Origin of the sequence: Arsenicicoccus dermatophilus, assembly GCF_022568795.1 — a bacterium.
GTDB classification, from domain to species: domain Bacteria; phylum Actinomycetota; class Actinomycetes; order Actinomycetales; family Dermatophilaceae; genus Arsenicicoccus; species Arsenicicoccus dermatophilus.
This window is the reverse complement of sequence record NZ_JAKZHU010000002.1, coordinates 190,245-213,727: the sequence shown is the minus strand read 5'-3', so window position 1 is coordinate 213,727 and position 23,483 is coordinate 190,245. Positions and strand designations below refer to the sequence as shown.

The following is a 23,483-nucleotide window of genomic DNA, read 5'->3' as shown; positions in this document are numbered from 1 at the left end:
ATGGGCCTCTCAGAAGCCGAAGGCCGGGACCAGGCCCGAGAGCCTGCCGAGGAGGTTGGTGATCATGGCGAAGCCGATGCCGATCAGCATGGCTCCGGAGACCAAGGACAGGGCCATCTCGTGACGGTGCAGCCAGCGCAGACGGACGGTGATCTCGGAGGCGCCCATCGCGACGAGCACGAAGGGGATCCCGAGACCCAGGGAGAAGGCGACGAGCAGCAGCGCGCCACGGCCGACGGACTCCGACGCGGTGGCCAGGCCGAGGACGCCGCCGAGGACCGGGCCGATGCAGGGGGTCCACCCGGCCCCGAAGGCGAGGCCCATCAGCAGCGACCTCGTGTATGACGGAGGCTGCTCGCCGGGTCGGCCCGTCGTGCCCCGCACCGGGGCGTGCACCTCGCGGTAGAGCGCCGAGATCTCGATCAGCCCGGCCACGTGCAGCCCCATGACCACGAGGAGGATGCCGCCGGCGATCCGCAGCAGGTCGCGGTGACCACCGGCGACCACGCCGATCAGCCCCATGGACACCCAGATCAGGGTGAAGACGATCGAGAAGCCCAGCACGAAGGCGAGCGCCTGGGTGGCCGCGGCCCGCCGGGCCCGGTGGCCGCCGGCGGGGGTGGTGCCCGCGACACAGCTCACGAACACCGGCACCACCGGCAGGAAGCACGGTGACGCGAAGGCCACGATCCCCGCGAGCAGCGCCAGCGGGAGGGAGACCCCGTCCATGTCACTTGCTGGTCGTCGGAGCGGGGGTGCTCGCGCCGCCGGGGGCGGGGGTCATGAGCGCGCCCATGTGGTTCTGGACCTTCTGCGAGAGCGGGCCGTTGCCGTCGAGCTCGACGACCTTGTCCCACATCTGCTTGGCGCGGGCGGAGTCCGGGGGCGTCTGGGTGAGGTAGAGGAAGCCCAGGTCGTAGTACGCCTCGGCCTTCTTGGGCTCGAGCGCGATCGCCCGCTCCCACTGGGCCTTGGCCTGGGCGCGGTCACCGGCGTTGAGGTGGGCGACGCCGGCGGCCAGCAGCATGTCGGTGTCCGTCGGGCGCTGCGCGACGAGCTTGTCCCGCCACAGGGCGGCGTTCGTGAAGTCGTCGGCGCCGAAGTAGAGGTCGCCGAGCTGGGCCATCGAGGAGACGTCCTGCGGGTTCTTGGCGACCTTGTCCTGCAGGGCCTTGATCTTGGCGGGGTCCGCGGGGGTGGGCTTGGCCTGGGTGGGCATGCCCTGAGGCGTCGCGTCCTGCCCGCTGCCCTGGTCGCCCATGGTGACCGGAGGCTTGGTCGCCGTGGTCTGCGCTCCGGGCCCGAACTTGTAGACGCCCAGCACGATCCCGGTGATCAGAGCCAGCCCGGCGAGGAGCAGCAGCGGAGTCGGCAGGGTGCGGCGGGCGGGCGCGGCGGCGGTGGCGCCCGGACGACTCGCGGAGGTGGCCGCGACGCGCCGGGCCAGGACGTCGCCCGCCTTGCCGGTGAGGACGGCGTGCGCCGCGTCCGCGGCAGCGGCCTGCTGGTGCGCCCAGACGGACAGCTCGGCGGGCGCGGCGGCGAGGTAGGCCGCGACCCGGTCGTGGGCGACGTCCACGTCGTCGGGAGTGGCGTCCCGGGGCAGCCCCAGCGAGGTCAGCAGGGCCTGACGCAGGTCACCCGCCTCGTGCTGCGGCACCACCGGCGCCTGAGGGGAGGGGGGTGGTGCGCCCGGGGTCGTCGCCCCGGTCGTGGGCTGCGTCATGGAAGGTCCTGTGCGTCGGGCGGCCCAGGGGCCGCGGGGAGTCCGATGAGACCACTGTCCCCCGCCTGCGCCAGGGCGGCCATCCCTCAGGGGTCACGGTCGAGATAGAGAGTCGGGGTTTGAAGGATAGAGAGGGGTACAGAGAAGGCACACTCGGGCACGGTGCGTCAGCACCACGGGCCGACGCTCCTCCACGTCCCTGATCGGTGGGGCCAGGCTGGCCCCACCGATCACGTTCTGCCCCCTCGTCGAACGTGCCAAGGGGCCAGCCTGGCCCGTGGGACGGTGGCCCCGTCACCGGTTCGGATCGGCGCGCCGAGTCCCCGGACGCGGAGCAGACCGCCTCGTCCCCACGAGGCGGTCTGGTCCGGTGGCGGGGAGGCCGAGCCGGCCTCCCCGGGGTCCCTCAGTGCGAGGGGGTGGGCGTCGCCGCGTCCGTCAGGTTCGCGACCGGCGTCGGGGTGGTGGCCGTCGCCGCGGGGTTCGCGGCCGCGGCGGCGTCGGCGGCCTTCTTCGCCTTCCACATCTGGAAGGCATTGACCGCGGTCGGGTCGATCTTCTCCTTGCCGACGAGGGCGAGCTGGCCCTTGCGGACCGCGTCCGTCGCCTCCTGCAGGTAGCGGATGCTCTCCTCGGGTGCGTGGAAGCCGGTGGAGTTCTCGGACACGACGTAGTCGATGTAGAAGGACGCCTTGCGGTGCCAGCTCTGGGCCGCCTCGATCCGGTCCTGGGCCACGCCGGCCTTCCTGGACGCGTCGATGTCCGCGATGAGCTGGGTCAGCGCGTCGAAGGCCGAGTCGCGCGTCTTCTGCACCCGGGTCTGGATGGTGTCGACGCGAGCCTTCATCTCGTCCTCGGAGGCGTGGTGGCACACCTGGCAGGAGCGGTTCACGTTGAGCATCGGGCTGCGGACCTGATGGTCGGAGACCTTCTGCGCACCGACAGCGGTGTAGGGCATGTGGCAGTCGGCGCAGGAGACACCGGCCTTGGCGTGCACGCCCTGGTTCCACATCTCGAACTCCGGGTGCTGGGCCTTCAGCATGGGCGCCCCGGTGATCTTGTGCTCCCAGTCGGTGAAGCCCTGCTCCTGGTAGTACGCGAACTCGTCGTCGAGGTTGACGCCCTTGGCCCAGGGGAAGGTGAGGGTCTTCTCCTTGCCCTTGAAGTAGTACTCGACGTGGCACTGGGCGCAGACGAAGGTGCGCATCTCGGCCGTGGTGGCCTGCTTGTTGACGTCGTAGTTCTGGATGCCCTGGCTGGCCTTGAGCGCCTTGATGCCGTTCATGAACGCCGGACGCGAGATCCGCAGCTGCATGGTCTTGGGGTCGTGGCAGTCGATGCAGGCGACCGGGTGGTCGACCAGCTTGGTCGCCTCGGCATAGGTCATGTGGTTGATCTTGTCGAAGCCGGCGTTCATGTCACCGTTGCCGAGGTCCTTGTAGACCTTGACCATCGACGCGTGGCAGTTCAGGCAGGTGCCGGGCTGCTTGAAGTCCTGGACCCGCTTGGTGTCGCGCTGGTCGATGAGCATGTAGGCGTGGCCGCGCTTCTCGCGATAGTCCTTGCTGAAGGCATAGCCGGCCCACATCTGCACCAGGCGGGGGTCCTTCTCCAGCTTGCTGCCGGCGACCACGGAGCGCGGGTCGGCCTGGGAGGGCGTCTGCGGGAGCGCCTCGGAGCCGCCGAACTTCGTCCGGCTCTGGTCCGAGGTCTTGAGGTACATGTCGTACTGCAGGGGGAAGTTGCGGCCCCACACGGCAGGGTCGACCACCGTGTCGTCGAGCTGCGTCACCGCGAAGCTCGTCTGCTTGGCCTCCTGCTTGTGCTGGAAGATGTTCAGCAGGAGGGCGACCACGCCGATGGTCACGAGGGCCGTGGCGAGGACGATGGCCCCGAGCAGCAGGCCCTTGCGGCCGCCCCATGGCGCCCCGGAGGACCCGGTGCCCTGCTTGGTGGTGGAAGTGCTCATCGTTCAGCCCCTTCGGTGCCCGACGTCGGCGTGACACTGCACGCAGGAGATTCTTTGGCCGACTGGCTTGGTGTGCTCGATCCCGGACACGAGCTGCTGGTGGCAGCGCAGGCAGTTCTCCTCGACCGTGGCCAGGCTGCGGCTCTTGATCTGGATGTTCTGCGGGAAGTCCCCGGTGGTGAAGGCGAGCGAGTGGTTCCACCCGTGCTCGGCCTTCGTGAGGTACTTGCCGACCAGGTCGTGCGGGGTGTGGCAGTCGTTGCAGGTCGCCACCTTGCCGTGGCTCGACTTGGTCCAGGCGTTGTACTCGGTGTTCATGACGTGGCAGTTCACGCAGGCCTTGGGGTCCGACGAGAAGTACGACGCGCCGTTGGCGTAGCCGAAGGTGAACAGGACGACGCCGAAGAGCGTGCCGATGCCCAGGGCGAGGAAGACGGAGAAGAGTCCCCAGGGCGACCGGAGCCACCCGAGGCGCGAGCCGTCCGTGCCGGCCACGCTCATCACCGTCCTTCAGGCACGCGGACCGGTCCAGTCGACTGATCCATCGCACTCATGCTGCGCCCAGGAGCACGACCGGGACCATCCGTCGATGGGTAGATCCGGGGTACACCCCCCACGGTCGGCGCTGTATCCCTCGCGCCGGTCCGGCGTCAGTCGGGCCGGGGGGCGGCATACCCCGAGCGGACCATGTAGGCCGCCGCCTGGACCCGGGACTCCAGCCCCAGCTTGTGCAGGGCGTTGTGCACGTGGTTCTTGACCGTGCCCTCGGTGATGACCAGCGTGCGGGCGATCTCGCGGTTGGACAGGCCGGCCGCCACGTGCCGCAGGATCTCCATCTCCCGGGCGGACAGGTGCGGCTGCTCCTCCTGGCGGGACGCAGATGCGGTCGTGTGCCGGGAACCACCGCGCAGCTCGGCCAGCAGGCGACCAACCAGCTGCGGGGACACCGGGGTCTCGTCGCGCGCCGCGGCCCGCAGCATCGAGAACAGGTCCTCGGGGTGGAGGTCCTTGAGCAGGTAGCCGTGCACGCCCATCCGGATCGCCCCGAGCAGCCGCTCGTCGTCGTCGCAGACGGTCAGCATCACCACCTTGACCGTGGGGAGCTGGTCGAGGATGAGGCCGGCGGCCTCCAGGCCCGTCATGACCGGCATCTCCATGTCCATCAGGACCACGTCGGGGAGCAGCTCGCGGGCGAGCTCCACGCCGCGCAGCCCGTCGTCGGCCTGACCGACGACGGTGAGGTCGGGCTGCTGGTCGACCAGGGCGGCGATGGCGCGGCGGAACAGAGCGGTGTCGTCGACGAGCAGCACCCGGACGGGAGCGGCGGCCTCGGGCGCGGGGGTCGTCATCCGGACATCATCGCCTGCAGTCGGGGGCCCCGAGAGCCACGCGGCACCTCGACGACGACACGAGTCCCCAGGCCGGGCCCGGAGCTGACGTCCAGGCGACCCCCGACGAGCTCGGCCCGCTCGCGCATCGAGTGCAGCCCGAACCCCTCGCCGCCACGCGACGACTCGGGCACGAAGCCCTGCCCGTCGTCCTCGACGAGGAAGCGCGTCCAGTCGCCGTCCTCGCTCACCGTGATCCGCGCGTGGCGGGCGCCCGAGTGCTTGCGGGCGTTGGTCAGCGCCTCCTGGACGATCCGGATGACCTGGACCTCCCGGTGCGGGGTGAGGACGGGCTCGCCGTCGAGGCGGGCCACCACGTCGGTCTGGATCCCGGACTGGCGGCTGTACTTCTCGGCATACGTCCGCAAGCCCTCGAGGAGGGTGTGCTGACCGCGCGGGCCCTCCCGCAGCCCGAGGATCGCCTCGCGCACGTCGCGGTAGGCCTCCTGGCAGCCGCTCGCGATGTCGGTCAGCTCCTCCTGGAGACCCTGGTCGGAGTGGACGGCCGGCTGGTAGGCGAGCGCCTGCAGGCGCAGGTTGGTGGCGCCGAGCACCTGGGCGAGCGAGTCGTGCAGCTCGCGGGCGATGCGGTCGCGCTCGGCGACGGTGGAGCGGTAGCGGTCGTCCTCCACCAGCTGGTCGATGAGCGTGAACATCATCAGCCCGAAGGCGATCGCCGCGACCGCGGTCAGGCCGCTGACGATCTGGTCGGAGCGCACGGGCCACAGCCGGTCGAAGACCAGCGGGCGGGCGGCCTGCAGCACCACGATGAACAGCGCCGGCAGTCCCACGCCGACGAGGCGCAGCTGGCGCCACCACAGGTCTCGCTCGCGCCGGGGATCAGGGTGGGACGCCGGGGAGGCGAGGTCCTCCCGGGGCGACGGGGAGTCCACCGAGGACAGCACCTCCTCCGGGCCGTCCGGTCCAGCCGGGCGGTATGGGCACAGAATTAACAGGATTAAATCTAGATCATCTGACGGATGGTTCCCACCCCTGCACCCACGGTATGCACCGATCGGTGGGTAGGCACATGGTCACGCACCGATGTCGGCGTGCTCGTGGGCGGGCCGCACCCGGACGTAGACGTGCAGCCCGCTGCCGCCGGAGGTCTAGGGACGACCCGTGATCGACAGCTCGTCGAGCAGCTCGCGCACCGTCCGCCGGAACCGCGGGAACCAGACCGGCACCGTCTCGACCCGGTCCGGTGCCCCCTCCGGGAGGGCCTTCTGGTGAACCTTCTCCCCCGCCAGACCGTCGGGATAGCGGTGCACCATGCCCGGCCGGTCCCGCCGCGCGCGCACGATCCCGTCCCCCACGGCGGGGTAGCAGTCCACGAGATCGCGCCTGGTGGCGCCGATCTCGGGGAAGCAGACGCGGTCGGGGTCGCTGACGCGGACGCTGCGGCCGCCGACCTCGATCTCGACGGCGGGCGATGCCTCGGGGTCATGCGGTCCGGTCCAGCAGGTCGGGGCCACGAGCAGGGGTATGCCGGGAAGGCGCGTCGGGCCCGGTCGGCATACCCCAGGCCGGTGGTGCGGGTCCGGGGACTCAGCGGCCCTGCGCGAAGGCCCGCGTCACGGGGAAGTCCTGGTGCTTCATCACGGTCCCGGCCTCCACGTCCCAGGCCTCGACCCGCACCCGGTCGCGGAAGACCTTGAGCCGCAGACCCGTCGTGTGCTCGCCGGGCAGGGTGGCTTCGTCGTGGTCGTCGTCCGGGACGCCCGCGTTGAGGACCGCGCCGGTGTTGACCGCGGGGAAGCCGTCCGGGTTGCCGGACCCGTCGACGCGGTAGCGACCCCACCAGTCGTTCAGCCCCAGCCAGGCGTGGGTGTGCCCGGACAGGTAGATCACGTTCGGGTACTTCGCGATGACGGCGTCGACCGCCTCCAGGTCGGCGAAGTCGTTGCCGTACCAGGCGGAGTGGGTGAAGGACACCGACTGCGGCAGCGGGTGGTGGTTCATCAGGACGACGGGGGTGCCGCGCCGGGCGTATGTCGCGAGGCGGGACTCCAGCCAGGCGAGCTGCTGCCGGCCGAGGGTGACGTAGGGCTCCTTGCCCTCCCGGTCGACGTCGCTGTAGTACTCCGTCGAGAAGGACAGCGCCGGAACGCCGTTGACGGTGACCTCGCCCCACGGCACGGAGCGACCGGCCAGGGCCAGGAAGCGCTTCTGGTAGGCCGCGAAGCCCTCCTTGCCGAGGAACTCGTGGTTGCCGGAGCCCATGAGGACCCTGCCGGAGGGGTGCGGCGTGGCCGTGAGCATCTGGGTGGCGGAGGCGTAGTCCTCGGCCTTGCCCAGCTCGACCACGTCGCCGTCGAGCAGCAGGGCGCCGGCCTTGTCGGGCTGGGAGGTGAGCAGCCGGATCGCCTTGGCGTACTTCGCGTTCCCGCGGGGGGCGTGGATGTCGCTGAGCACGTCGAAGGTCGCGATCGGCGCGCCCTGGACCGGCTGGGGTGCCTGCACCAGCGCGACATTGTCGACCGCCCACCACAGGTCGTTGCGGCCCTGGTCGTAGGTCCAGCCGAAGCGGGCGGTGCGGGCGCCGCGGGGCACCGTGACGGTCAGGTCCTCGTGGGCGCTGAGCCGGTCCTCGTCCAGGGTGAGCAGGCGCTGGGGGGCACCACCGTCGAAGCTCACCGTGACGTAGGCGCTCTGCGGAGCCTTGCCCTGCGCGTAGTGCGAGTCGAAGCGCAGGGCAAGGTCGCGCTGCCCGGCGACCTGCACGGGCGGGGACGTCAGGGTGGTGGTCAGGTGGTCGCGCGCAGCGAGGCGCTGGTGCTTGCTCTCCACCACGGCGACGGTGTCGTGGGCGCCGGTGAACCAGTGCCGCCGCTCGGTCCCCACGGCCCAGGTCCAGTCGCGCACGTTCGTGAACGCCCAGCCGGCCCAGCGCTGCTCGCCGGTGGTGAAGCCGCTGCTCGCGATCGTCCAGCCGCGCGGCGCGCGGTGGGTGAAGCCGGTGGGGCTCGCCTGCCCGTCGAAGCTCTCCCGCCACAGGACCTGCTCGTTCATCGGCTGTCGGGCGAGCCCGCGGGCCACGCCGGACGGGGCGTCGGTCGAGGCAACGGTCGAGGCGCCGGACCGGGCCGCCTGCGGGGCCGGCCGGTCCGTGGGCTGCACGGTCGCCGCCGAGGAGGTGGCGGTCAGCGAGGTGGCGAGCACCGCACCGACGGCGGTGACGAGGGACAGGGCGGACTTCACGGGGGCTCCTCGGGGCGCGGGTCGGGATCGGGCTCGACCATGCTCCTGCCGCGTGACGCTCCGGTGTCACCGGTCTGAACGCGTCACCACCAGGTCGTGGCAGTCCGCTCCGCGGCGCTCGTGACGGGGAGGCGCGGTGAGACCGCGGCGGGGTGGGGCCGCGTGCTCAGAGCGTCGTCAGGTCGTAGTCCACGACGACGGGCGCGTGGTCGCTGAGCCGCTCCTCGGCCGAGGGCTCCCGGTCGGTGCCCCCGGCGACCGCGGTCCGCGCCAGACCCGGCGAGGCCAGGTGGTAGTCGATGCGCCAGCCGGTGTCCCGGTCGAAGGCGCCGCCCATCCAGCTCCACCAGGAGTAGGGCCCCTGCTCGTCCGGGTGCAGCCGCCGCACCACGTCGACCAGCGAGCGCGGCGACAGGATCGACCCGAACCACTCCCGCTCCTCGGGCAGGAAGCCCTCGGACCTCCTGGAGGTGCGCCAGTTCTTCAGGTCCCGCTCGGTGTGGGCGATGTTGAAGTCGCCCATGACGAGGAACTCGCGGCCCTGCGCCTTGGCCGCCCGCCGCGCGGCGGTCAGGTGACGACCGAATCCCTTGAGGAACCGCATCTTCCGTTCGTACTTCGCGCCGCCGTCGGGCTCCTCGCGCATCTTGCCGGGCACCTGCAGGTGGGCGGGCAGCCCGCCCTTGGGCAGGTAGAGCGAGGCCACGGTGAGCGGCTGGTCCGCGAGATCGACCTCCAGATAACGGCCCTCGTGGGCGAAGGCCTTGAGCTCGCGGGCCAGCGGGCCCCGCTCGGCCTCCTCGCGAAGCTCGACGTGGGCGTCGCCGGGAGCGCGGACGAGCGCGCCGGCGCCCCACGAGCGGACCGCGGCGGGCGCCTCGCGGGTGAGCACGGCGACGCCGTTTCGCCCGGCCAGCCGGCCGGCGTCATACGTCAGGTGGTAGTCGTGGAAGACGCCGTCCGGCAGCAGCGGCACCGGGCAGCGGACCTCCTGCAGGGCGACGACGTCGCACTCGCGGCGGGCCAGCCAGTCGTCGAACCCACGACGCCGGGTGGCCCGGATCCCGTTCACGTTGAAGGTCGCGACGCGCAGCACCGGCCGATCCTAAGGCCCCTGCGGAGGAGCGGCTCGGACGAGCCGCTCCTCCGCAGCAGGACGGATAGGTTGGCGTGGACCGGACCGAGGGGACGAGATGATCACCGGCCGTATGCCGACCGACCGCGCCGAGCGTTACGCCCGCCAGCTCGCCGGCCACTGGGCGACCCGCTGCACCGCGACGCAGGACCCGGACGGGTCGACCCGGCTGACGATGGCCGACGGGGGTGTGGTGCTCCTGACCCCGACGCCGGGCGCCCTCGAGATCCGGCTGGAGGACCCGGGGTTCGCGCGCGTGGTGGCCGCACACCTGGAGCGCTTCGGGCAGCGCGCGCAGCTGCACGTCACCTGGGACCCGGACCTGTCCGGGGTCCCGGAGGGCTCGGCCCCGACCGGGCGCCTCCGTCGCGCGATCGATCGCCTGCGCCGCAGCTGAGCCCGGGTCAGCCGCCGGCCCGGGGGCCACCCACCGACGGGACGGGGAGCGGGCGGGCCGGGTCCATGGTCGGCCGTGCGTCGAAGAACTGCGTGATCGCGGTGCGCCTGCCGTCCAGGGCTCGCTGCAGGCTGATGCCGTCGACGTTGGCGCGCGACTGGCGGAAGACCTGCCCCGACAGCTGCACCCAGTGCGGCGTCGTCCCGTCCACGCCGAAGAAGTAGTCGAACTTCTCGGTGCCGTGGAGGAACGCGAACTTCGGGTTGCCCGGCGAGTACGGGCTGGCGTCGCCGATGTCGGCACCGAAGGGATAGATCATCAGGGGCGTGTCCCCGAGGATCGGGCGCACCTCGGCGTCCCACCGGGCGGCGTCGGCCTTGATCCGGCCAAGGTCGCTGCGGGTCATGTTGATGTGGCCCCAGGAGTGCGAGGCGAACTGCCAGCCGTTGCGCTTCATGGCGGCGGCCACGACCGTGGCCTCGGCCTGGGCGGCCCGGGTCGCCGGCGTGTCGCCATACGTGCGGATGCTCGTGCGATAGCCGAGGACGCCGTTGTAGCCCGTCATGGCGATCGAGCCCTTGTCCCCGCGGTAGGAGAAGTCGGGGTGCTCACGCACGAAGTCGTCGATGATCGGCGGGCAGTCGAAGGACCCCTCGACGGTCCTGCCCGCGACGTCGGTGTAGGTGTTGACGACCCGGCCGTCCGGCTTGGCCACCAGGACGTTCGCGAAGCCCTTGCCGACCATGTACTCGTAGTACGACAGGTCGTCCAGGGACAGGACGACGGGCTTCTTGCCCGGCGGGAGCAGGATCGGCTGCGGCCGCATGATCCCGTCGGCACCCCGGGCGGCGATCCGCTGGGGGTGGACGAGGACCCAGCCGCGGGCGTGCATCTGCTCCAGCTGCTTGCGCAGCTCGCCGACGGAGGTCATGTACTGGCTGAACCCGACCGCCTCGCTGCCCGGCGCCGCGAAGGCGCGCCGCGGGTCGACCGCGGCCGAGTGGTAGAACAGGTGCGGGATGGTGGTGTTGTCGGGCCAGCGGACGGCCTTGGCCTTGAGCGCCTGCACCCGGGCGAGCTCGGCCCTGGCCTGCGGGGTCGTGGCTGCGGCGAGGGTGCGTATGGCGGCGTCGTAGTCGTGCTGCGCGGCCTGGGTGCGCGCCTGGGCGACCACGTCGACGGTGGGCGTGGGGCTCGGGGTGCTCGTGGGGCTCGGGGTGTTCGTGGCGGCGCGCCCGGACCCGGCACCGGTCGTCGTGGTGGCGCCCCGTGGCTCGACCGAGCACCCGGCCGAGGTGATGGCCACGAGGGCCCCGAGCAGGGCCGCGACACGACCCGCGACACGTCGGTGGGCCGGGCCGGCTGCTGGCATCGACATAGGGTTCCCCCGGACTACAGCGATTACTGAGAGTGATAGTAGTGCGAGGTGAGACAGCAGGCCAGCCCCGCGGAGAGAAGTCCTCCAGGCGGCTGTGAGCAGGTGCGCGAGCGGGATCACGGGGCCCGCACCCTGCCCCGCCACCGTGGTTGTCGACGGCTACCCAGTCACGACCGACACCCTGCGTGATCGACCGGAGCCTCGGGCACCCCGTCCACGACGGCGGTCGCCGGGTGGTCGTCTCCTCCGGTGCCGCGGCCTCCGACGAGCCCGCGGCACCGACGGGCGACCCGGTGGCACGACCCCTAGGCTTGCCGCCAGGAGGCCCCCATGAAGACGCTGCCCGTTCCCCCGCTGCGCCAGACCCTCGACCGCTACCTCGAGACCGTCGCCCCCCTGCTCACCGCGGCCGAGCTCGACCGGACCCGCTGCGCCGTGGCGGAGTTCGCCGACGGCGACGGGCCCCGCTGCCAGCAGGCGCTGGAGGACCTCGCCGAGCAGCAGAACACCGCCGGCCGCTCGTGGCTGTGGGACGCCTGGCTCGAGGGCTACCACCGCACCCGCACCCCGCTCCCGCTCGTCAGCAACGTCGGCTTCGAGATCGTCGTGCCCACCGCGGGATCCGGGCTCGACCGGGCCGCCGAGCTCGTCCACCGCTGCGCCACGGCCTATCTCGCGCACCTGCGCGGGGAGGGCGGCGCCGACCTGAGCGTCCGCGGCGAGGAGCTGTGCCAGCAGCAGTGGGACCACGTGGCGGGCGGCCTGCGCGATCCTCGCCACGAGCTCGACGTCTTCCTGCCCGGGTCCGACGGCGCCGCCGGGCGTGAGGTCGGCGTGCTGTGGCGGGGCCGTGCCGTCGCCATGAGCGTGAGCGACCACGCCGGGCAACCACTCTCGGTCAGCAGCATCCGTCGGGCGCTGGACCGCGTCGTGGAGCTCGACGCCGCCGAGGAGCCGGGCTTCACGGCGCCGGGCTACCTGTCCAGCGACGACGGCGCCGACCTGCTCGAGGAGCTGCGCCGGGACGAGCACAACGCCCGCACCCACGACCGGCTGCGCGAGCTGCTCTTCCTGATCGGCCTGGACGACCGCGGCGGCGAGCTCGAGGAGCACCTCGTGCGCATCGCCTTCGAGGCGGGTCTGGCCTATCCCTTCAAGCCGGTGACCTTCCACGTGGACCTGGCCGACGACTTCACCGGGATGCACCTGGAGCACTCGACCCTCGACGGGTCCACGCTGGTCGCGATCCTCGGCCGGGCCCAGCAGGTCTCACCGGTCCACGGCGGCCCGGACGACGAGCCGGCGGCCGCCGCGGAGATCGCCTGGCGGCTCACCGACGACCAGCGGGCGCGGCTCCGCGACGCGCTGCGGTCGTATGCCGAGCAGGCCGGCCGCCAGCGTCACGTCATCCGACGTGTCGCCACGCCCGACCTGCCCGAGCTGCCCTGGCGGCTCAGCCTCGACGCCTGCCTGCAGGCGGTGATCTGCTACGCCCAGCTCGCGGCCTACGGGCGGATCCGCAGCACCTACGAGTCGGTGGACATGCGCGAGTACCTCGGCGGACGCACCGAGTGCCTGCGCCCGGCCACCACCGCCAACGTCGCGCTCGCCCACGCGCTCGTCGACGGCACCGCCACCCGGGAGCTCCTGGAGGCCCACCTCGCGGCGCACCGCGAGCAGGTCAAGCGGTGCAAGAGCGGCCAGGCGATCGACCGGCACCTCTTCGGCCTGCGGCTGATGGCCGAGCAGCACGGCTGGGCGGCGCCGGTCTTCGCCGACGAGGCCTATCGCCGGCTGACCACGGACTTCCTGTCGACCACCTCGCTGGGAGACGTCGGCCGGATCGTGCGGGCGGCCTTCTGCGCCACGAGCGAGGGCGGCCTGGGCGTCTACTACGTCGCCGTCGACGGCGGGCTCGAGTTCTCCGTGTCGTATGCCGAGGGCGCGGCCGAGCGGGTCGAGGACTTCCTGGACGCCCTGGACGAGGGGGTGGCCCGGCTCTGGGCCCTGCTGCAGACCTGCGGCGCCGGGTGATGGGCGGCGCCGCCGACCGAGGCGCCGACCCGGGCAACCGGCGCCGACCTCGCCCGAGGGGCGACGGCCCGACCGAGGGACGCCGGCCTCAGCCGAAGGCTCTGGCCGGCACCGGCGTGTGCGCGAGCAGCTGCCGGGTGTAGTCCTCGCGCGGCGCGTCCAGCACCTGCGCGGTCAGGCCCTGCTCGACGACCCGCCCGTGCTGCAGCACCACGATCCGGTCGGCCACGGACCGCACCAGCGCCAGGTCGTGGGTGACGAAGAGCATCGAGACGCCGCGCTCGGCCTTGATCTGCTCGAGCAGCGCGACGATCGAGCCCTGGATGGACACGTCCAGCGCCGAGGTGATCTCGTCGCACACGAGCACGTCCGGCTCCGCGGCGAGCGCCCGGGCGATGGCCACCCGCTGCCGCTCCCCGCCGGACAGCCCGCCCGCACGCAGCCGCAGCAGCGAGGCGTCCAGCTGGACCTGCTCCAGCAGCTCGGCGGCCCGCTCGCGGCCTGCGCGGCCGCGAGCGATCCCGAAGAGCGCCAGCGGCCGGGTGAGGATCTGCTCGACGGTGCGGCGCGGGTTGAGCGACTGGTAGGGATTCTGGAAGACGTACTGGACCCGCTTGCGCTCGGCCGGGCTGCGGCGCCGGGCCGAGGGGGCGAGCTCGTGCCCGTCGAGCACCACGCGGCCGGTCCAGTCGTGGTGGAGGCCGGCGACGCAGCGCGAGGTGGTGGTCTTGCCGGACCCGGACTCGCCGACCAGGGCGACGATCTCGCGACGGGCGAGGTCGAAGGACACGTCGTGGACGACCTGGCTGGCGCCATACCGGATGTCCAGGTGCTCGACGGCCAGGACGACCTCGCGGGCCCGGTCCGGCGGCGTGTCGGCCATCGCGCGGTCGTCGGGGTCCCAGGCGGGCAGCCCGGGGATCCGCAGGCACCGGGCGACGTGCCCGGCCCCGACCGGGGCGGGTGGGGGTGACACCTGCGCGCACTCCGCGACGGCGAAGGAGCAGCGGTCGTGGAAGCGGCAGCCCGAGGGTCGTCGACCGGGCGCGGGGGCGCGACCGGGTATGCCGGAGAGCCGGTAGGGCTGGTGCAGGTGCGGGATCGCCCGCAGCAGCGATCGGGTGTAGGGGTGGGTCGGCGCCGCGAACACGTCTGCGGTGCGACCCTGCTCGACGAGCTCGCCGGCATACATGACCACCACCCGGTCGGCGACGGTCGCCACCACGGCCAGGTCGTGGGTGACGTACAGCGCCCCCACGGCGAACCGTCGGCACAGGTCGGCGAGGGTCTGCAGCACCATCCCCTGGGTGGTGACGTCGAGCCCGGTGGTGGGCTCGTCGAGCACGAGCACCGCGGGGTGCGGGAGGAAGACCATCGCGAGCGCCACCCGCTGGACCTGGCCGCCGGAGAGCTGGTGCGGGTAGCGCCGCAGGAACTCGTCGTCGCCGGGCAGTCCCACCTCGGGGAGGATCTCGCGGATGCGGCGGTCCCGCTCGGCGGGGGTGCCGACGGCGTGCAGGTCGAGCAGCTCGCGCAGCTGGTCGCCGATGCGGATCGCCGGGTTGAGGGCGCTGCTCGGGTCCTGGGGCACATAGGCGACCTCGGTGCCGCGCACCTGGCGGACCTGCTCCCAGGGCAGGGCGCGCAGGTCGTGGCCGGCGACGAGGAGATCGCCGCCGATGATCTCGGCGCCGGGCCGGGCGTAGCCCAAGATGGCGGTGCCCGTCGTGGTCTTGCCGGACCCGGACTCGCCGACCAGGCCGACGATCTCGCCGGGGCGGATGGTCAGGTCGATGCCCTCGACCACGTCGTCGAGGCCGCTGGTGAGCCCGACGCGCAGGTCGCGGACGACGCAGACGGGCTCGGGGTCAGGGCCGGGGTGGGCGGTGGGTCGGTCGCTCATCGCGATCCCCTCGCGGTCCGGGCGCCGATCGCGTCGGCGACGAGGTTGGTGCCGATGGTGAAGGCCGCGATGACGAGCACGGGGGCGAGGACGCCCCAGGGCTGGACCAGCAGACCGAGCCGGTTCTCGTTGGTCATCTGCCCCCAGTCGGCGGCGCCCGGGTCGGACGCGAAGCCCAGGAAGCCGATCGCGGCGATCATCCCGATCGAGTAGGTCAGGCGCAGGCCGGCCTCGGCGAGCAGCGGCACCGCGAGGTTGGGGCCGAGCTCGACGGCCACGATCCGCCAACGCTTCTCCCCGACCGCCTCGGCGGCCGTGACGAAGTCCTGGTGGACGTAGGTCAGGGCCACGCCGCGGGCGACCCGGGCGACGCGCGGGGCGTGCGAGGCGGCGACGAAGAGCACGACCACCCACCAGGAGGGGTCCTTGACGGCGGTGAGGACGAGCAGGGCCACGAGGATCTGCGGCAGGGCGAGCAGGACGTCGTTGGCGCGCATGAGCAGCTCGTCGAGCCAGCCACCGGCATACGCCGCCAGCACGCCGTAGAGCGCACCGACGACCACGCCCAGCACGCTGGCCAGCACCGACGCGACGAGGATCGCCCGCCCGCCGTGCAGCAGCCGCGACCACACGTCCTGACCGAGGTAGTCCGTGCCCAGCAGGCCACCGCCGGTCATGAACGGCCGCCCCACGATGTCGTGCTCGCCGTGCGGGGCGACCCACGGGCCGACCACGCCCAGGGCGACGACGAGCAGGGTCAGCAGCAGCCCCACGACGGTGCGCGGGTCGCGCAGCAGGCTCCGGACCAGGCTCACGCGACCATCCCCGTCCGGGCGCGCGGGGTGAGCAGGATCGACAGGGCGTCCGCGAGCAGGTTGACCAGCACGTAGGCCGCGGCGATCAGCATCGTCAGGGCCTGGACGACGGGCAGGTCGCCGTTGCGCACCGCGTCGACCAGCGTCGTCCCGAGGCCCGGGAAGGCGAAGAGGTACTCCACGAGCACGCCGCCACCCAGCAGCCAGGCCAGCTGCAGCGCGGTGACCTGCACCGTCGGCACCAGCGTGTTGGGGATCGCGTGCCGGCGCAGCACCTGCCGCTCGGGGATCCCCTTGAGGCGGGCGAGCTCGACGTAGTCCGAGTCCAGCGTCTCCACCAGCGTCGACCGCAGGATGCGCGTCAGGTAGGGCACGATCGCGAGCACCAGCGTCGCCACCGGCAGGATCAGCGCCGCCGGACGCTGCCAGGCCATCGCGCCCGCCGGGAGCACCGTCACGGCGGGCAGCACGTGCAGCACGCTCGTGGACAGCAGGGCGACGAGCAGGATGCCGGTGACGAACTCGGGGACGCCCGCGAGCGCCAGGGTGATCACCTGGATGACGTGGTCGGCGGCGCGCCCGCGGTGGTGGGCGGCCAGGACCGCCAGCCCGAAGGACAGCGGCACCATCACCAGCGCGACCACGAGGAGCAGGAAGGCACTGTTGGCGACCTTGGTCCCGACCACCTCGCCGACGGGCAGGCCGCTCGTGACCGAGGTGCCGAGGTCGCCGCGCAGCAGCCCGCCCAGCCAGGTGAGGTAGCGCTGCGGCAGGGGCTGCTCCAGGTGCAGCACGTCCCGGATCTGCTGCACGCGATCAGGACTGACGGCGTAGTCCTTGCCGAGGATCGCCCGCACCGGGTCCCCGAGCGCGGACGTGGCGGCGAAGACCAGCAGGGAGACCACGAGCAGGGTGACCAGGGCGAGCGCCAGCCGGCGCGCCAGCCAGCGGGTCCACGCCCGGGCGGGCGACCGGCACGGCACGCGCACGGCGACGGTGGCTCCGGACATCACGACTCCCTCAGGGTGGCGAGGTTGAACCGGTATGACGAGCACGGCTGCTCGCGCGCCGGCACGAGGCCCGACACCTGCCGGCCGTAGGCGTCGACCTGGTTGGCGAAGGCCCAGACGATCAGGCCGCCGCGCTCGTGCTCGATGCGCTGGGCATCCTGCAGCAGGGTGCGCCGCCGAGCCGGGTCGGTGGTGCGACGGGCGGCGACCACCAGGTCGGTGAACTGCGGGTCGTCGAAGTGGGTCTCGTTGTAGGGCGAGGACTTCAGCGCGCAGGCGATCGCCTGGGGCAGGTAGAGCCGGGTGGACCAGAAGTCCTGGGCGAAGCCCCACTTCAGGTAGCGATCGCCGTAGAACACGCCCGCGTCGGCCTTGGTGAGCGTGACGGTGATCCCGGCCTTGGCGGCCTGCTGGACCAGGATGTTCGCGGCCTCGACGCCGCCGGAGCCGACCGCCGTGGAGGTGACCAGCTCGACGTGCAGGTCCTCGGCGCCCGCCGCCCTGAGCAGGTGGCGCGCCTGCGCGATGTCCTGGTGGCGCTGGGGCAGCTCGTCCCCGATGTAGTCCGGGTCGAAGGGGCCGTAGAGGTCGTTGGCGACCCGTCCGAAGCCGCTGAGCGCCTGGTCGATCAGCTGCTGCCGGTCCACGACCAGGCGCATCGCCTGGCGCACCCGCACGTCGCTGAAGGGCCGCTGGTCGACCCGCATGGTGAACGGCACCCAGCCGCCCGTCTCGGAGACCAGCGGGTGCGCCCCCTGCCGCTCGATCGCCCCGGCGAGGTAGGGCGGGAGGTTGTCGACGGTGTGGACCTGGCCGGCGAGCAGCGCGGACACCTTGGCCGCGTCGTCGGTGAAGTCCAGGATCGTCAGGGAGTCCACGGCGGCCTTGCGGTCCCAGTAGCCGTCGTGCCGCACGAAGTGGCTGCGCTGACCGGGCAGGAAGGTGTCGTACCGGAAGGGCCCGGTGCCCACCGGCCTGGTCAGGTCGAAGTCCGCGGGGACGATGCCGAGGGTGTAGGACGCGAGCAGCTGGTCGAGGATGCCGTAGGGCTCCTTGAGCACCACGCGGTAGGTGCGGTCGTCGACGGCCCGGCAGCGGGCGAGGTCGACGAGCGGCGCCACGTCGGTGAGCATCCCGGAGGGGTTCTTCGGGTTCGCCATACGCTCCATGGACGCCTTGACGTCCCACGCGGTCAGGGGTCGCCCGTCGTGGAAGGTCACCCCCTCGCGCAGGTGGAAGGTCCACTCGGTCGCGTCGGGGTTGTGCTCGACGGCGGTGGCCAGGCCGGGCTCGACGCGGTAGTCGGGGGTGAACCGCAGCAGCGGCTCGTAGAGCTGACGCACCCGCGCGATGTCCGGCATGGTCACCGGGAAGTGCGGGTCGAGGGAGTCCTTGAGCCCGCCACCGGTGGCGCCGTGGATCAGCTCGCTGGTGACGGTCCCGGACGAGGTGGCGCATCCGCTCAGCAGGCCGCCGGTGGCGGCGGCGAGCGCCCCGGCCCCGAGCTGCAGGGCCCGGCGGCGACTCATCGCCGATGACGAGTCCGGGTGTGTGGCGGGTAGGTTCATGGACCCCCTCCCCTCGGGTTGACCGCAAACCTAACCGTACGGGTGCATGGGTGCACAGCGGGCAACGGTGGGGATCGGGTCCGTTCAGCGTGAGACGGCCGCCGCAGCCGCCCCTGCGCGTCGAAGGCGAGCCCGAGCGGGTGGCGATGCCCCGTGGAGACGTCATCGGGTCCCCTCGCAGACGAGTCCTGGGGCGGCGGGCCACCACTCGTCGACCTAGGGCGTGTCTCCCAAAGGTGAGCGTGGTGACACGCGATTGTCGGTGTCATGTCGCGGATGCAGGTGCTCTCGGATAGCGAGTGGGTGCTGATCGAGCCGTTCATGCCGTGCGCGGATGGCAAGCGGGGCAGGCGATTTCGTGACCACCGGACCGTGGTCGAGCCGATCATCTACCGGTACCGGACCGGGATCGCGTGGCGGGACCTGCCGGGCGAGTTCGGGCCCTGGCAGACCGTGTGGAAGCGACACCGCCGGTTCGCCGGTGACGGGACCTGGGACCGGGTGCTGACGGCTCTGCTGGCCCGTGCGGACGCGGCGGGGGTCATCGACTGGGACGTCGCTGTCGACTCCACGATCAACCGCGCCCACCAGCACGCGACGAACACCACCCGCCTCGCGGGGGGATCTGTCGAATCACAAGAATCTGCTGTCCGAGCCGGCTGACCACGCCATCGGCAGGTCACGCGGCGGGTTGTCCACGAAGGTCCACCAGCTGTGCGACGGCCAGGGGCGACCGATCGCGGTGCTGCTCGGTCCTGGTCAGGGCAGCGACAGCCGGATGTTCACCAACCTGCTCGACGCCGTACGGGTCCCGCGCCCAGGCCCGGGCCGCCCACGCACGACCCCGGACGCGGTCATGGCCGACAAGGCCTGCTCCAGTCGAGCCCACCGCGCGCTGCTCCGGCGGCGCGGGATCACCACCGCGATCGCCGAGCCCCGCGACCAACGCGCCAACCGCAAACGCCGCGGCTCTGCCGGTGGGCGCCCCCCGAAGACCGACCCTGGCCTGTACGCCAAACGCCACGTCGTCGAGAACGGTTTCGAACGCTTCAAGCAATGGCGCGCCATCGCGACCCGCTACGACAAGCTCGCCATCACCTACCGCGCCGGCATCCTCCTACGCGCCATCACCCTCTGGCTACCAGCATTAAGAGACACGCCCTAGGCGCTCCGATGACCGCACGGGTCGAGGGCTCGGGCCGGGCCGACCCGCGAGGTCCCCCTCGCTCGCGGGTCGGCCGCCAGCATACGGCCCGGTCCGTCGATCAGATGCCCGGCCGGTAGGTCACGGCCTTGCCGGCCTCGTTCACGCAGCCCACCCCGAGAGCCTCCGGCAGCATGGGCGCCTTGCTGGCGATGACCGAGCAGGCCGGGGCCTCCTGCCCGGCGAAGACCTCGACCCAGCCGCTCTTGCCCTTGGCCCAGATCGCGGCCGCGCCGCCGCAACCAGCAGCCCAGTACTGACCCCTGGCATAGCCGCCGATCCGCTTGTCCACGATGGCGTCCACGTCGCAACCGTCACCGGCGTTGATGGTGCGCAGCTGCTTGAGGAGCAAGGCCTTCAGGTCGCCCGTCGCGCCCTTGACCTGGCCGCCGGCCTTGCCGTCCGCCCAGCGGGTGGCGGCGGCCTTCGTGCCGGAGCGGGTGGCGGACGCGGGCTGGGCCGCGAAGGCCTCGGCGACGGGCCGCTCCTGACCCCGGGCGGCGGGAGCGGCTGCCACCGGCGCCGCACCCTGCGTCGACGTGATGGCGGTCGCGGGTGCGGAGGTGGCCGCGGCGGAGCCGCAGGCGGACAGGCCGACGGTGGCGGCACCGACGAGGACGAGAGCGCGAAGAGCGTTGGTGTTCATGACATTCCCCCATATTCAGAGCGGACCCGACGTCCGCTTCTGACCTGTAGAGCAGCTCCGGGGGGTGTCCCTATGGGGTTCGTCAAGCCGCGGCGGCCGTCGGGGCTTGGTAGGTGGTGCCGTCTCTGAGCATGGCGTAGAGAACGTCGCAGCGTCGGCGGGCCAGGCAGATGAGGGCGGCGTTGTGCTTCTTGCCTTGGGCTCGTTTGCGGTCGTAGTAGGCGCGGCTGGTGGGGTCGGACAGGGCTGCGAAGGCGGACAGGAACAGCGCGCGTTTGAGGTTCTTGTTGCCTGACCTGGAGGGGTGCTCGCCGCGGATGCTGGACCCGGATCGACGTGTGACGGGGGCGAGGCCTGCGTAGGCGGCGAGGTGCCCGGCTGTGGGGAAGGCGCTGCCGTCGCCGACCTCGAGCAAGATCCTTGCGGCGGTCCTGACACCGACGCCGGGCATCGAGGTCAGGACCGGGGCAAGAGGGTGGGCATCAAGGATCTCCTCGACCTGCGCCGCGACGGTCGCGCGTTGCTCGAGCAGGTCGGCGAGCTGGGAAGCCAGCTTCGGGATGACGAGCTCGGCCGCGCGGGTGCCGGGCACGGTCACGGTCTGGGCGTCCAGGGCGGTCATGACCTCGTCGACGATCCGATCGTAGGAGCGCGGCGCGCGGGGCTTGGCCACGCTCGTCAGCCGCCGCCGACCGGCCGTGCGTAGCCCGGCGGGTCCGCCGAACCTGGTCAGGAGCTCGAGGACAGCCTTGTGGTGCAGTCGGGGTCCGAGGGCTCGTTCCAGGGCTGGGTGGATCTGGGTGAGCAGGCCGTGCAGGCGGTTGGTGACGCGGGTGACCTCACCGGCCAGGTCGTCGTCGTACCCGACGATGACTTCCAAGTCGGCCAGGGCGTCGTCGTTCATGTCCACGCGCCGCAGGGTGTGGGGCATGGTGCGGGCCGCGTCGGCGATGACGTACGCGTCGCGGGCGTCGGTCTTCGCTGCGCCGGGGTGTAGGTCCGCGATGCGGCGCATCGCCAGGCCCGGCAGGTACGCCACGTCGACCCCGACGGCGCGGGCGACCGCGACCGGCAGGGCCCCGATCGAGGCGGGCTGGTCCACCACGACCAGGACCGGGCCGTGCGTGGACAGGTGCTCGTAGAGGGCGCGCAGCTTGGTCTCGTCTTGCGGTAGCGCCTTGTCGTGCAGCCGTTTTCCGGACGGGTCCAGGGCGGTGGCGTGGTGAGTTTCCTTGCCGACGTCCAACCCCAGGTAGACCGCGTAGGTGCGGTCGGGTAGCCCGTGCATCCTGTCCTCCTCGTTGACCGACGGACTCATGATCCGCTGGCCACAGGTCGGGCGTCAGCAGCCGGCAGCCACGTTACGAAGAGACCTCCCGAGCGCGGGGGCCGTGTCCCTATCAGCGGTCACACCGACGCCACCAAGCCCGGCGACAACACCCCCCGGATCATGCGCGACAGGGGCAAAGAGTCATACCAGACCTGGTGACCAGCACCCCCATCACCGAGGGCACGAAGAAGGTAACGGGCGATCAGTTGCACCTGGAAGAGAAAAACTTTCGCCGGTCTTCGGTGCAACCACAGGCTGCTCGGGGAGCGTCTCAGATGCCTCGCCGAGCAGGGCTCAGGTGCCGCAGAAGGTCACGTGCGGGGCGCTGTCCGCGGGCGCCGGGTCAGCCAGGTCCTCCAGACCGGGCCGCTCCTGGAAGGGCTTGCGCAGCGCCGTCACCAGGCGGTCGTACGGCGCGAGGTCGCCCGCGGTCGCCGCCTCCAGCGCCGCCTCGACCACGTGGTTGCGCGGCACGTAGGCCGGGTTGACCGCGTCCATCCGTGCCGCCGTCGCGGCAGGATCAGGGCCCACGAGCCGCGCCCGGCGTGCCGCCCAGGCGTCATATGGCCCCGGGTCGGCGAAGAGCTCCCGGGCCTGGTCACGAGCGAGCCTGCGGCAGAACGTCGTCAGGTCCACGGCCTGGGTGCGCACCAGCTCCAGGGCGTCGGTGACCAGCTCGCGGTCAGGCTCGACCAGGCCGAGCTTGTCCGCCCAGCCGCGCACCAGCGCGTCGTCATACCGCTCGTGGAAGAGCTCCAGCACCGCGGTCACCCGCGCCACCGCCTCGTCCGGCTGCGCGTCCCGCGTCGTGCTGACGGACCCGGCGGTCCCCCGCACACGGACCAGCGGCAGCAGCGTCTCGGCGAACCGCGCGAGGTCCCACAGGGTCGCGGCGGGCTGGTTGCCGTAGGCATACCGCCCGCCCGTGTCGATGGAGCTGAAGACCGTTGCCGGGTCGGGACTCTCGACGAAGGCGCAGGGGCCGTAGTCGATCGTCTCGCCGGAGATCGTGACGTTGTCGGTGTTCATCACCCCGTGGACGAAGCCCACCTGCATCCACCGCGCCACCAGCTCGGCCTGGGCGGCGACGACCGCGTCGAGCAGCGCCAGCGCGGGGTCGTCCGCCTCGGCGGCCTGCGGGTGGTGCCGCTGGATGGCGTATGCCGTGAGCCGCTGCAGGACCTCCGGGCTGCCGGCGGACGCGACGAGCTGGAAGGTCCCCACGCGCAGGTGGCTCGCGGCCGTCCGCACGAGCACGGCACCCGGCAGCGGGGTCTGGCGCCATACCGTCTCCCCGGTGGCGACCACCGCGAGCGCCCGCGTCGTCGGGATCCCCAGGGCGTGCATGGCCACCCCCATGAGGTGCTCTCTCAGCATCGGGCCGACCGCGGCCTTGCCGTCCCCGCCGCGGGAGAAGGGCGTGCGGCCGGATCCCTTGAGGTGCAGATCCTTGCGCACGCCGGCGCGGTCGACGACCTCGCCGAGGAGCAGGGCCCGCCCGTCGCCCAGCCGCGGGGACCACCCGCCGAACTGGTGCCCGGCATAGGCCTGCGCGTAGGTCGGGATCTCCTCGGGCACCTGGCCGAGCAGCAGCCGGATGCCGTCCGGGGTGCGCAGCTCGTCGGGGTCGGCCCCCAGCTCGGCGGACAGGTCCTCGTCCAGGACGAGCAGCTCGGGGTCGGGAACGGGGGCCGCACGCCAGGCCAGCGCGAGCTCGGGCACGGCCTCGGCGTAGGAGTGCTCCAGGCGGAAGGGGCCGATGGCGTGGCTCATCCGGCG

Annotated in this window: 20 protein-coding genes; 3 read left to right on the top strand and 17 right to left on the bottom strand. The window is 72.3% G+C overall.

What is annotated here, in order from left to right; translation table 11 throughout:
- Nucleotides 1–9: 9 nt before the first annotated feature.
- From MM438_RS14280 to MM438_RS14240, 9 genes are all read right to left on the bottom strand, one after another.
- On the bottom strand, nucleotides 10–729 hold the full coding sequence (locus MM438_RS14280; RefSeq protein WP_241453839.1) for a cytochrome c biogenesis CcdA family protein: 720 nt from the start codon (nucleotides 727–729) through the stop codon (nucleotides 10–12).
- Between the two features lies 1 nt (nucleotide 730).
- The gene (locus MM438_RS14275; protein WP_241453838.1) at nucleotides 731–1,726 is read right to left on the bottom strand and encodes a tetratricopeptide repeat protein; all 996 of its coding nucleotides are present in this window, start codon (nucleotides 1,724–1,726) and stop codon (nucleotides 731–733) included.
- A gap of 406 nt (nucleotides 1,727–2,132) precedes the next feature.
- Nucleotides 2,133–3,695, bottom strand: coding sequence for an ammonia-forming cytochrome c nitrite reductase subunit c552 (locus tag MM438_RS14270; protein WP_241453837.1), 1,563 nt, complete (start codon nucleotides 3,693–3,695; stop codon nucleotides 2,133–2,135).
- A gap of 3 nt (nucleotides 3,696–3,698) precedes the next feature.
- Nucleotides 3,699–4,196 (bottom strand): cytochrome c nitrite reductase small subunit, encoded by a 498-nt coding sequence (gene nrfH / locus MM438_RS14265; protein WP_241453835.1) that lies wholly within the window; start codon nucleotides 4,194–4,196, stop codon nucleotides 3,699–3,701.
- Between the two features lie 149 nt (nucleotides 4,197–4,345).
- Nucleotides 4,346–5,044: a response regulator gene (locus MM438_RS14260; RefSeq protein WP_241453830.1), complete on the bottom strand. Its 699-nt coding sequence runs from the start codon at nucleotides 5,042–5,044 to the stop codon at nucleotides 4,346–4,348.
- Nucleotides 5,041–5,976, bottom strand: coding sequence for a sensor histidine kinase (locus MM438_RS14255; protein WP_241453822.1), 936 nt, complete (start codon nucleotides 5,974–5,976; stop codon nucleotides 5,041–5,043). Before MM438_RS14255 ends, MM438_RS14260 begins: the two co-directional genes overlap by 4 nt.
- A gap of 216 nt (nucleotides 5,977–6,192) precedes the next feature.
- Nucleotides 6,193–6,558, bottom strand: a complete 366-nt coding sequence (gene ligD / locus MM438_RS14250) for a non-homologous end-joining DNA ligase LigD (RefSeq protein ID WP_241453821.1) — start codon at nucleotides 6,556–6,558, stop codon at nucleotides 6,193–6,195.
- 73 nt (nucleotides 6,559–6,631) lie between these two features.
- Nucleotides 6,632–8,284: a metallophosphoesterase family protein gene (locus MM438_RS14245; RefSeq protein ID WP_241453819.1), complete on the bottom strand. Its 1,653-nt coding sequence runs from the start codon at nucleotides 8,282–8,284 to the stop codon at nucleotides 6,632–6,634.
- Nucleotides 8,285–8,450: 166 nt separating this feature from the next.
- Complete coding sequence (locus MM438_RS14240; RefSeq protein ID WP_241453818.1) at nucleotides 8,451–9,380, bottom strand: exodeoxyribonuclease III; 930 nt, start codon at nucleotides 9,378–9,380, stop codon at nucleotides 8,451–8,453.
- 97 nt (nucleotides 9,381–9,477) lie between these two features.
- Between MM438_RS14240 and MM438_RS14235 the strand changes: the two genes are divergently transcribed.
- Nucleotides 9,478–9,816: a DUF2218 domain-containing protein gene (locus MM438_RS14235; RefSeq protein ID WP_241453815.1), complete on the top strand. Its 339-nt coding sequence runs from the start codon at nucleotides 9,478–9,480 to the stop codon at nucleotides 9,814–9,816.
- 7 nt (nucleotides 9,817–9,823) lie between these two features.
- On the opposite strand, the gene MM438_RS14230 is transcribed toward MM438_RS14235, so the two are convergent.
- Nucleotides 9,824–11,188: a polysaccharide deacetylase family protein gene (locus MM438_RS14230; protein WP_241453809.1), complete on the bottom strand. Its 1,365-nt coding sequence runs from the start codon at nucleotides 11,186–11,188 to the stop codon at nucleotides 9,824–9,826.
- A gap of 336 nt (nucleotides 11,189–11,524) precedes the next feature.
- Here MM438_RS14230 and MM438_RS14225 point away from each other — a divergent pair, with 336 nt between their 5' ends.
- On the top strand, nucleotides 11,525–13,228 hold the full coding sequence (locus MM438_RS14225) for a choline/carnitine O-acyltransferase (protein ID WP_241453808.1): 1,704 nt from the start codon (nucleotides 11,525–11,527) through the stop codon (nucleotides 13,226–13,228).
- A gap of 88 nt (nucleotides 13,229–13,316) precedes the next feature.
- On the opposite strand, the gene MM438_RS14220 is transcribed toward MM438_RS14225, so the two are convergent.
- The 4 genes from MM438_RS14220 to MM438_RS14205 are packed head-to-tail and all read right to left on the bottom strand — an operon-like array spanning nucleotide 13,317 to nucleotide 18,485.
- A complete protein-coding gene (locus MM438_RS14220; protein ID WP_241453807.1) occupies nucleotides 13,317–15,131 on the bottom strand; it encodes an ABC transporter ATP-binding protein in 1,815 nt (604 codons plus the stop codon).
- Nucleotides 15,128–15,946: an ABC transporter permease gene (locus MM438_RS14215; protein ID WP_241453806.1), complete on the bottom strand. Its 819-nt coding sequence runs from the start codon at nucleotides 15,944–15,946 to the stop codon at nucleotides 15,128–15,130. The genes MM438_RS14220 and MM438_RS14215 overlap by 4 nt, the downstream gene beginning before the upstream one ends.
- On the bottom strand, nucleotides 15,943–16,956 hold the full coding sequence (locus MM438_RS14210) for an ABC transporter permease (protein ID WP_241453803.1): 1,014 nt from the start codon (nucleotides 16,954–16,956) through the stop codon (nucleotides 15,943–15,945). The genes MM438_RS14215 and MM438_RS14210 overlap by 4 nt, the downstream gene beginning before the upstream one ends.
- The gene (locus MM438_RS14205) at nucleotides 16,956–18,485 is read right to left on the bottom strand and encodes an ABC transporter substrate-binding protein (RefSeq protein ID WP_241453802.1); all 1,530 of its coding nucleotides are present in this window, start codon (nucleotides 18,483–18,485) and stop codon (nucleotides 16,956–16,958) included. Before MM438_RS14205 ends, MM438_RS14210 begins: the two co-directional genes overlap by 1 nt.
- A 306-nt stretch (nucleotides 18,486–18,791) precedes the next feature.
- Here MM438_RS14205 and MM438_RS14200 point away from each other — a divergent pair.
- Nucleotides 18,792–19,689 (top strand): IS5 family transposase gene (locus tag MM438_RS14200; RefSeq protein ID WP_407568202.1). Its coding sequence is split into 2 segments (ribosomal slippage): nucleotides 18,792–19,151 and nucleotides 19,153–19,689, totalling 897 coding nucleotides; the frame shifts between segments, so codons are not numbered across the junction.
- Nucleotides 19,690–19,789: 100 nt separating this feature from the next.
- Here the strand turns inward: MM438_RS14200 and MM438_RS14195 are convergent.
- The 3 genes from MM438_RS14195 to MM438_RS14185 form a co-directional block, all read right to left on the bottom strand.
- The gene (locus tag MM438_RS14195) at nucleotides 19,790–20,374 is read right to left on the bottom strand and encodes a hypothetical protein (protein WP_241453798.1); all 585 of its coding nucleotides are present in this window, start codon (nucleotides 20,372–20,374) and stop codon (nucleotides 19,790–19,792) included.
- An 82-nt stretch (nucleotides 20,375–20,456) separates the two neighbouring features.
- A complete protein-coding gene (locus tag MM438_RS14190) occupies nucleotides 20,457–21,662 on the bottom strand; it encodes an IS110 family RNA-guided transposase (protein ID WP_241453376.1) in 1,206 nt (401 codons plus the stop codon).
- Nucleotides 21,663–21,998: 336 nt separating this feature from the next.
- Entirely contained in the window at nucleotides 21,999–23,477 is a 1,479-nt protein-coding gene (locus MM438_RS14185) for a protein adenylyltransferase SelO (protein WP_241453797.1), read from the bottom strand.
- Nucleotides 23,478–23,483: the final 6 nt, after the last annotated feature.

Excerpts from the sequence above, each read along its gene's own strand:
- MM438_RS14235 (WP_241453815.1), top strand. The coding sequence starts at position 9,478 with ATGATCACCGGCCGTATGCCGACCGACCGCGCCGAGCGTTACGCCCGC.
- MM438_RS14270 (WP_241453837.1), bottom strand. The coding sequence starts at position 3,695 with ATGAGCACTTCCACCACCAAGCAGGGCACCGGGTCCTCCGGGGCGCCA.
- MM438_RS14205 (WP_241453802.1), bottom strand. The coding sequence starts at position 18,485 with ATGAGTCGCCGCCGGGCCCTGCAGCTCGGGGCCGGGGCGCTCGCCGCC.
- MM438_RS14185 (WP_241453797.1), bottom strand. The coding sequence starts at position 23,477 with ATGAGCCACGCCATCGGCCCCTTCCGCCTGGAGCACTCCTACGCCGAG.
- MM438_RS14275 (WP_241453838.1), bottom strand. The coding sequence starts at position 1,726 with ATGACGCAGCCCACGACCGGGGCGACGACCCCGGGCGCACCACCCCCC.
- MM438_RS14260 (WP_241453830.1), bottom strand. The coding sequence starts at position 5,044 with ATGACGACCCCCGCGCCCGAGGCCGCCGCTCCCGTCCGGGTGCTGCTC.
- MM438_RS14195 (WP_241453798.1), bottom strand. The coding sequence starts at position 20,374 with ATGAACACCAACGCTCTTCGCGCTCTCGTCCTCGTCGGTGCCGCCACC.
- nrfH (WP_241453835.1), bottom strand. The coding sequence starts at position 4,196 with ATGAGCGTGGCCGGCACGGACGGCTCGCGCCTCGGGTGGCTCCGGTCG.
- MM438_RS14225 (WP_241453808.1), top strand. The coding sequence starts at position 11,525 with ATGAAGACGCTGCCCGTTCCCCCGCTGCGCCAGACCCTCGACCGCTAC.
- MM438_RS14190 (WP_241453376.1), bottom strand. The coding sequence starts at position 21,662 with ATGCACGGGCTACCCGACCGCACCTACGCGGTCTACCTGGGGTTGGAC.
- MM438_RS14210 (WP_241453803.1), bottom strand. The coding sequence starts at position 16,956 with ATGTCCGGAGCCACCGTCGCCGTGCGCGTGCCGTGCCGGTCGCCCGCC.
- MM438_RS14220 (WP_241453807.1), bottom strand. The coding sequence starts at position 15,131 with ATGAGCGACCGACCCACCGCCCACCCCGGCCCTGACCCCGAGCCCGTC.
- MM438_RS14230 (WP_241453809.1), bottom strand. The coding sequence starts at position 11,188 with ATGCCAGCAGCCGGCCCGGCCCACCGACGTGTCGCGGGTCGTGTCGCG.
- MM438_RS14280 (WP_241453839.1), bottom strand. The coding sequence starts at position 729 with ATGGACGGGGTCTCCCTCCCGCTGGCGCTGCTCGCGGGGATCGTGGCC.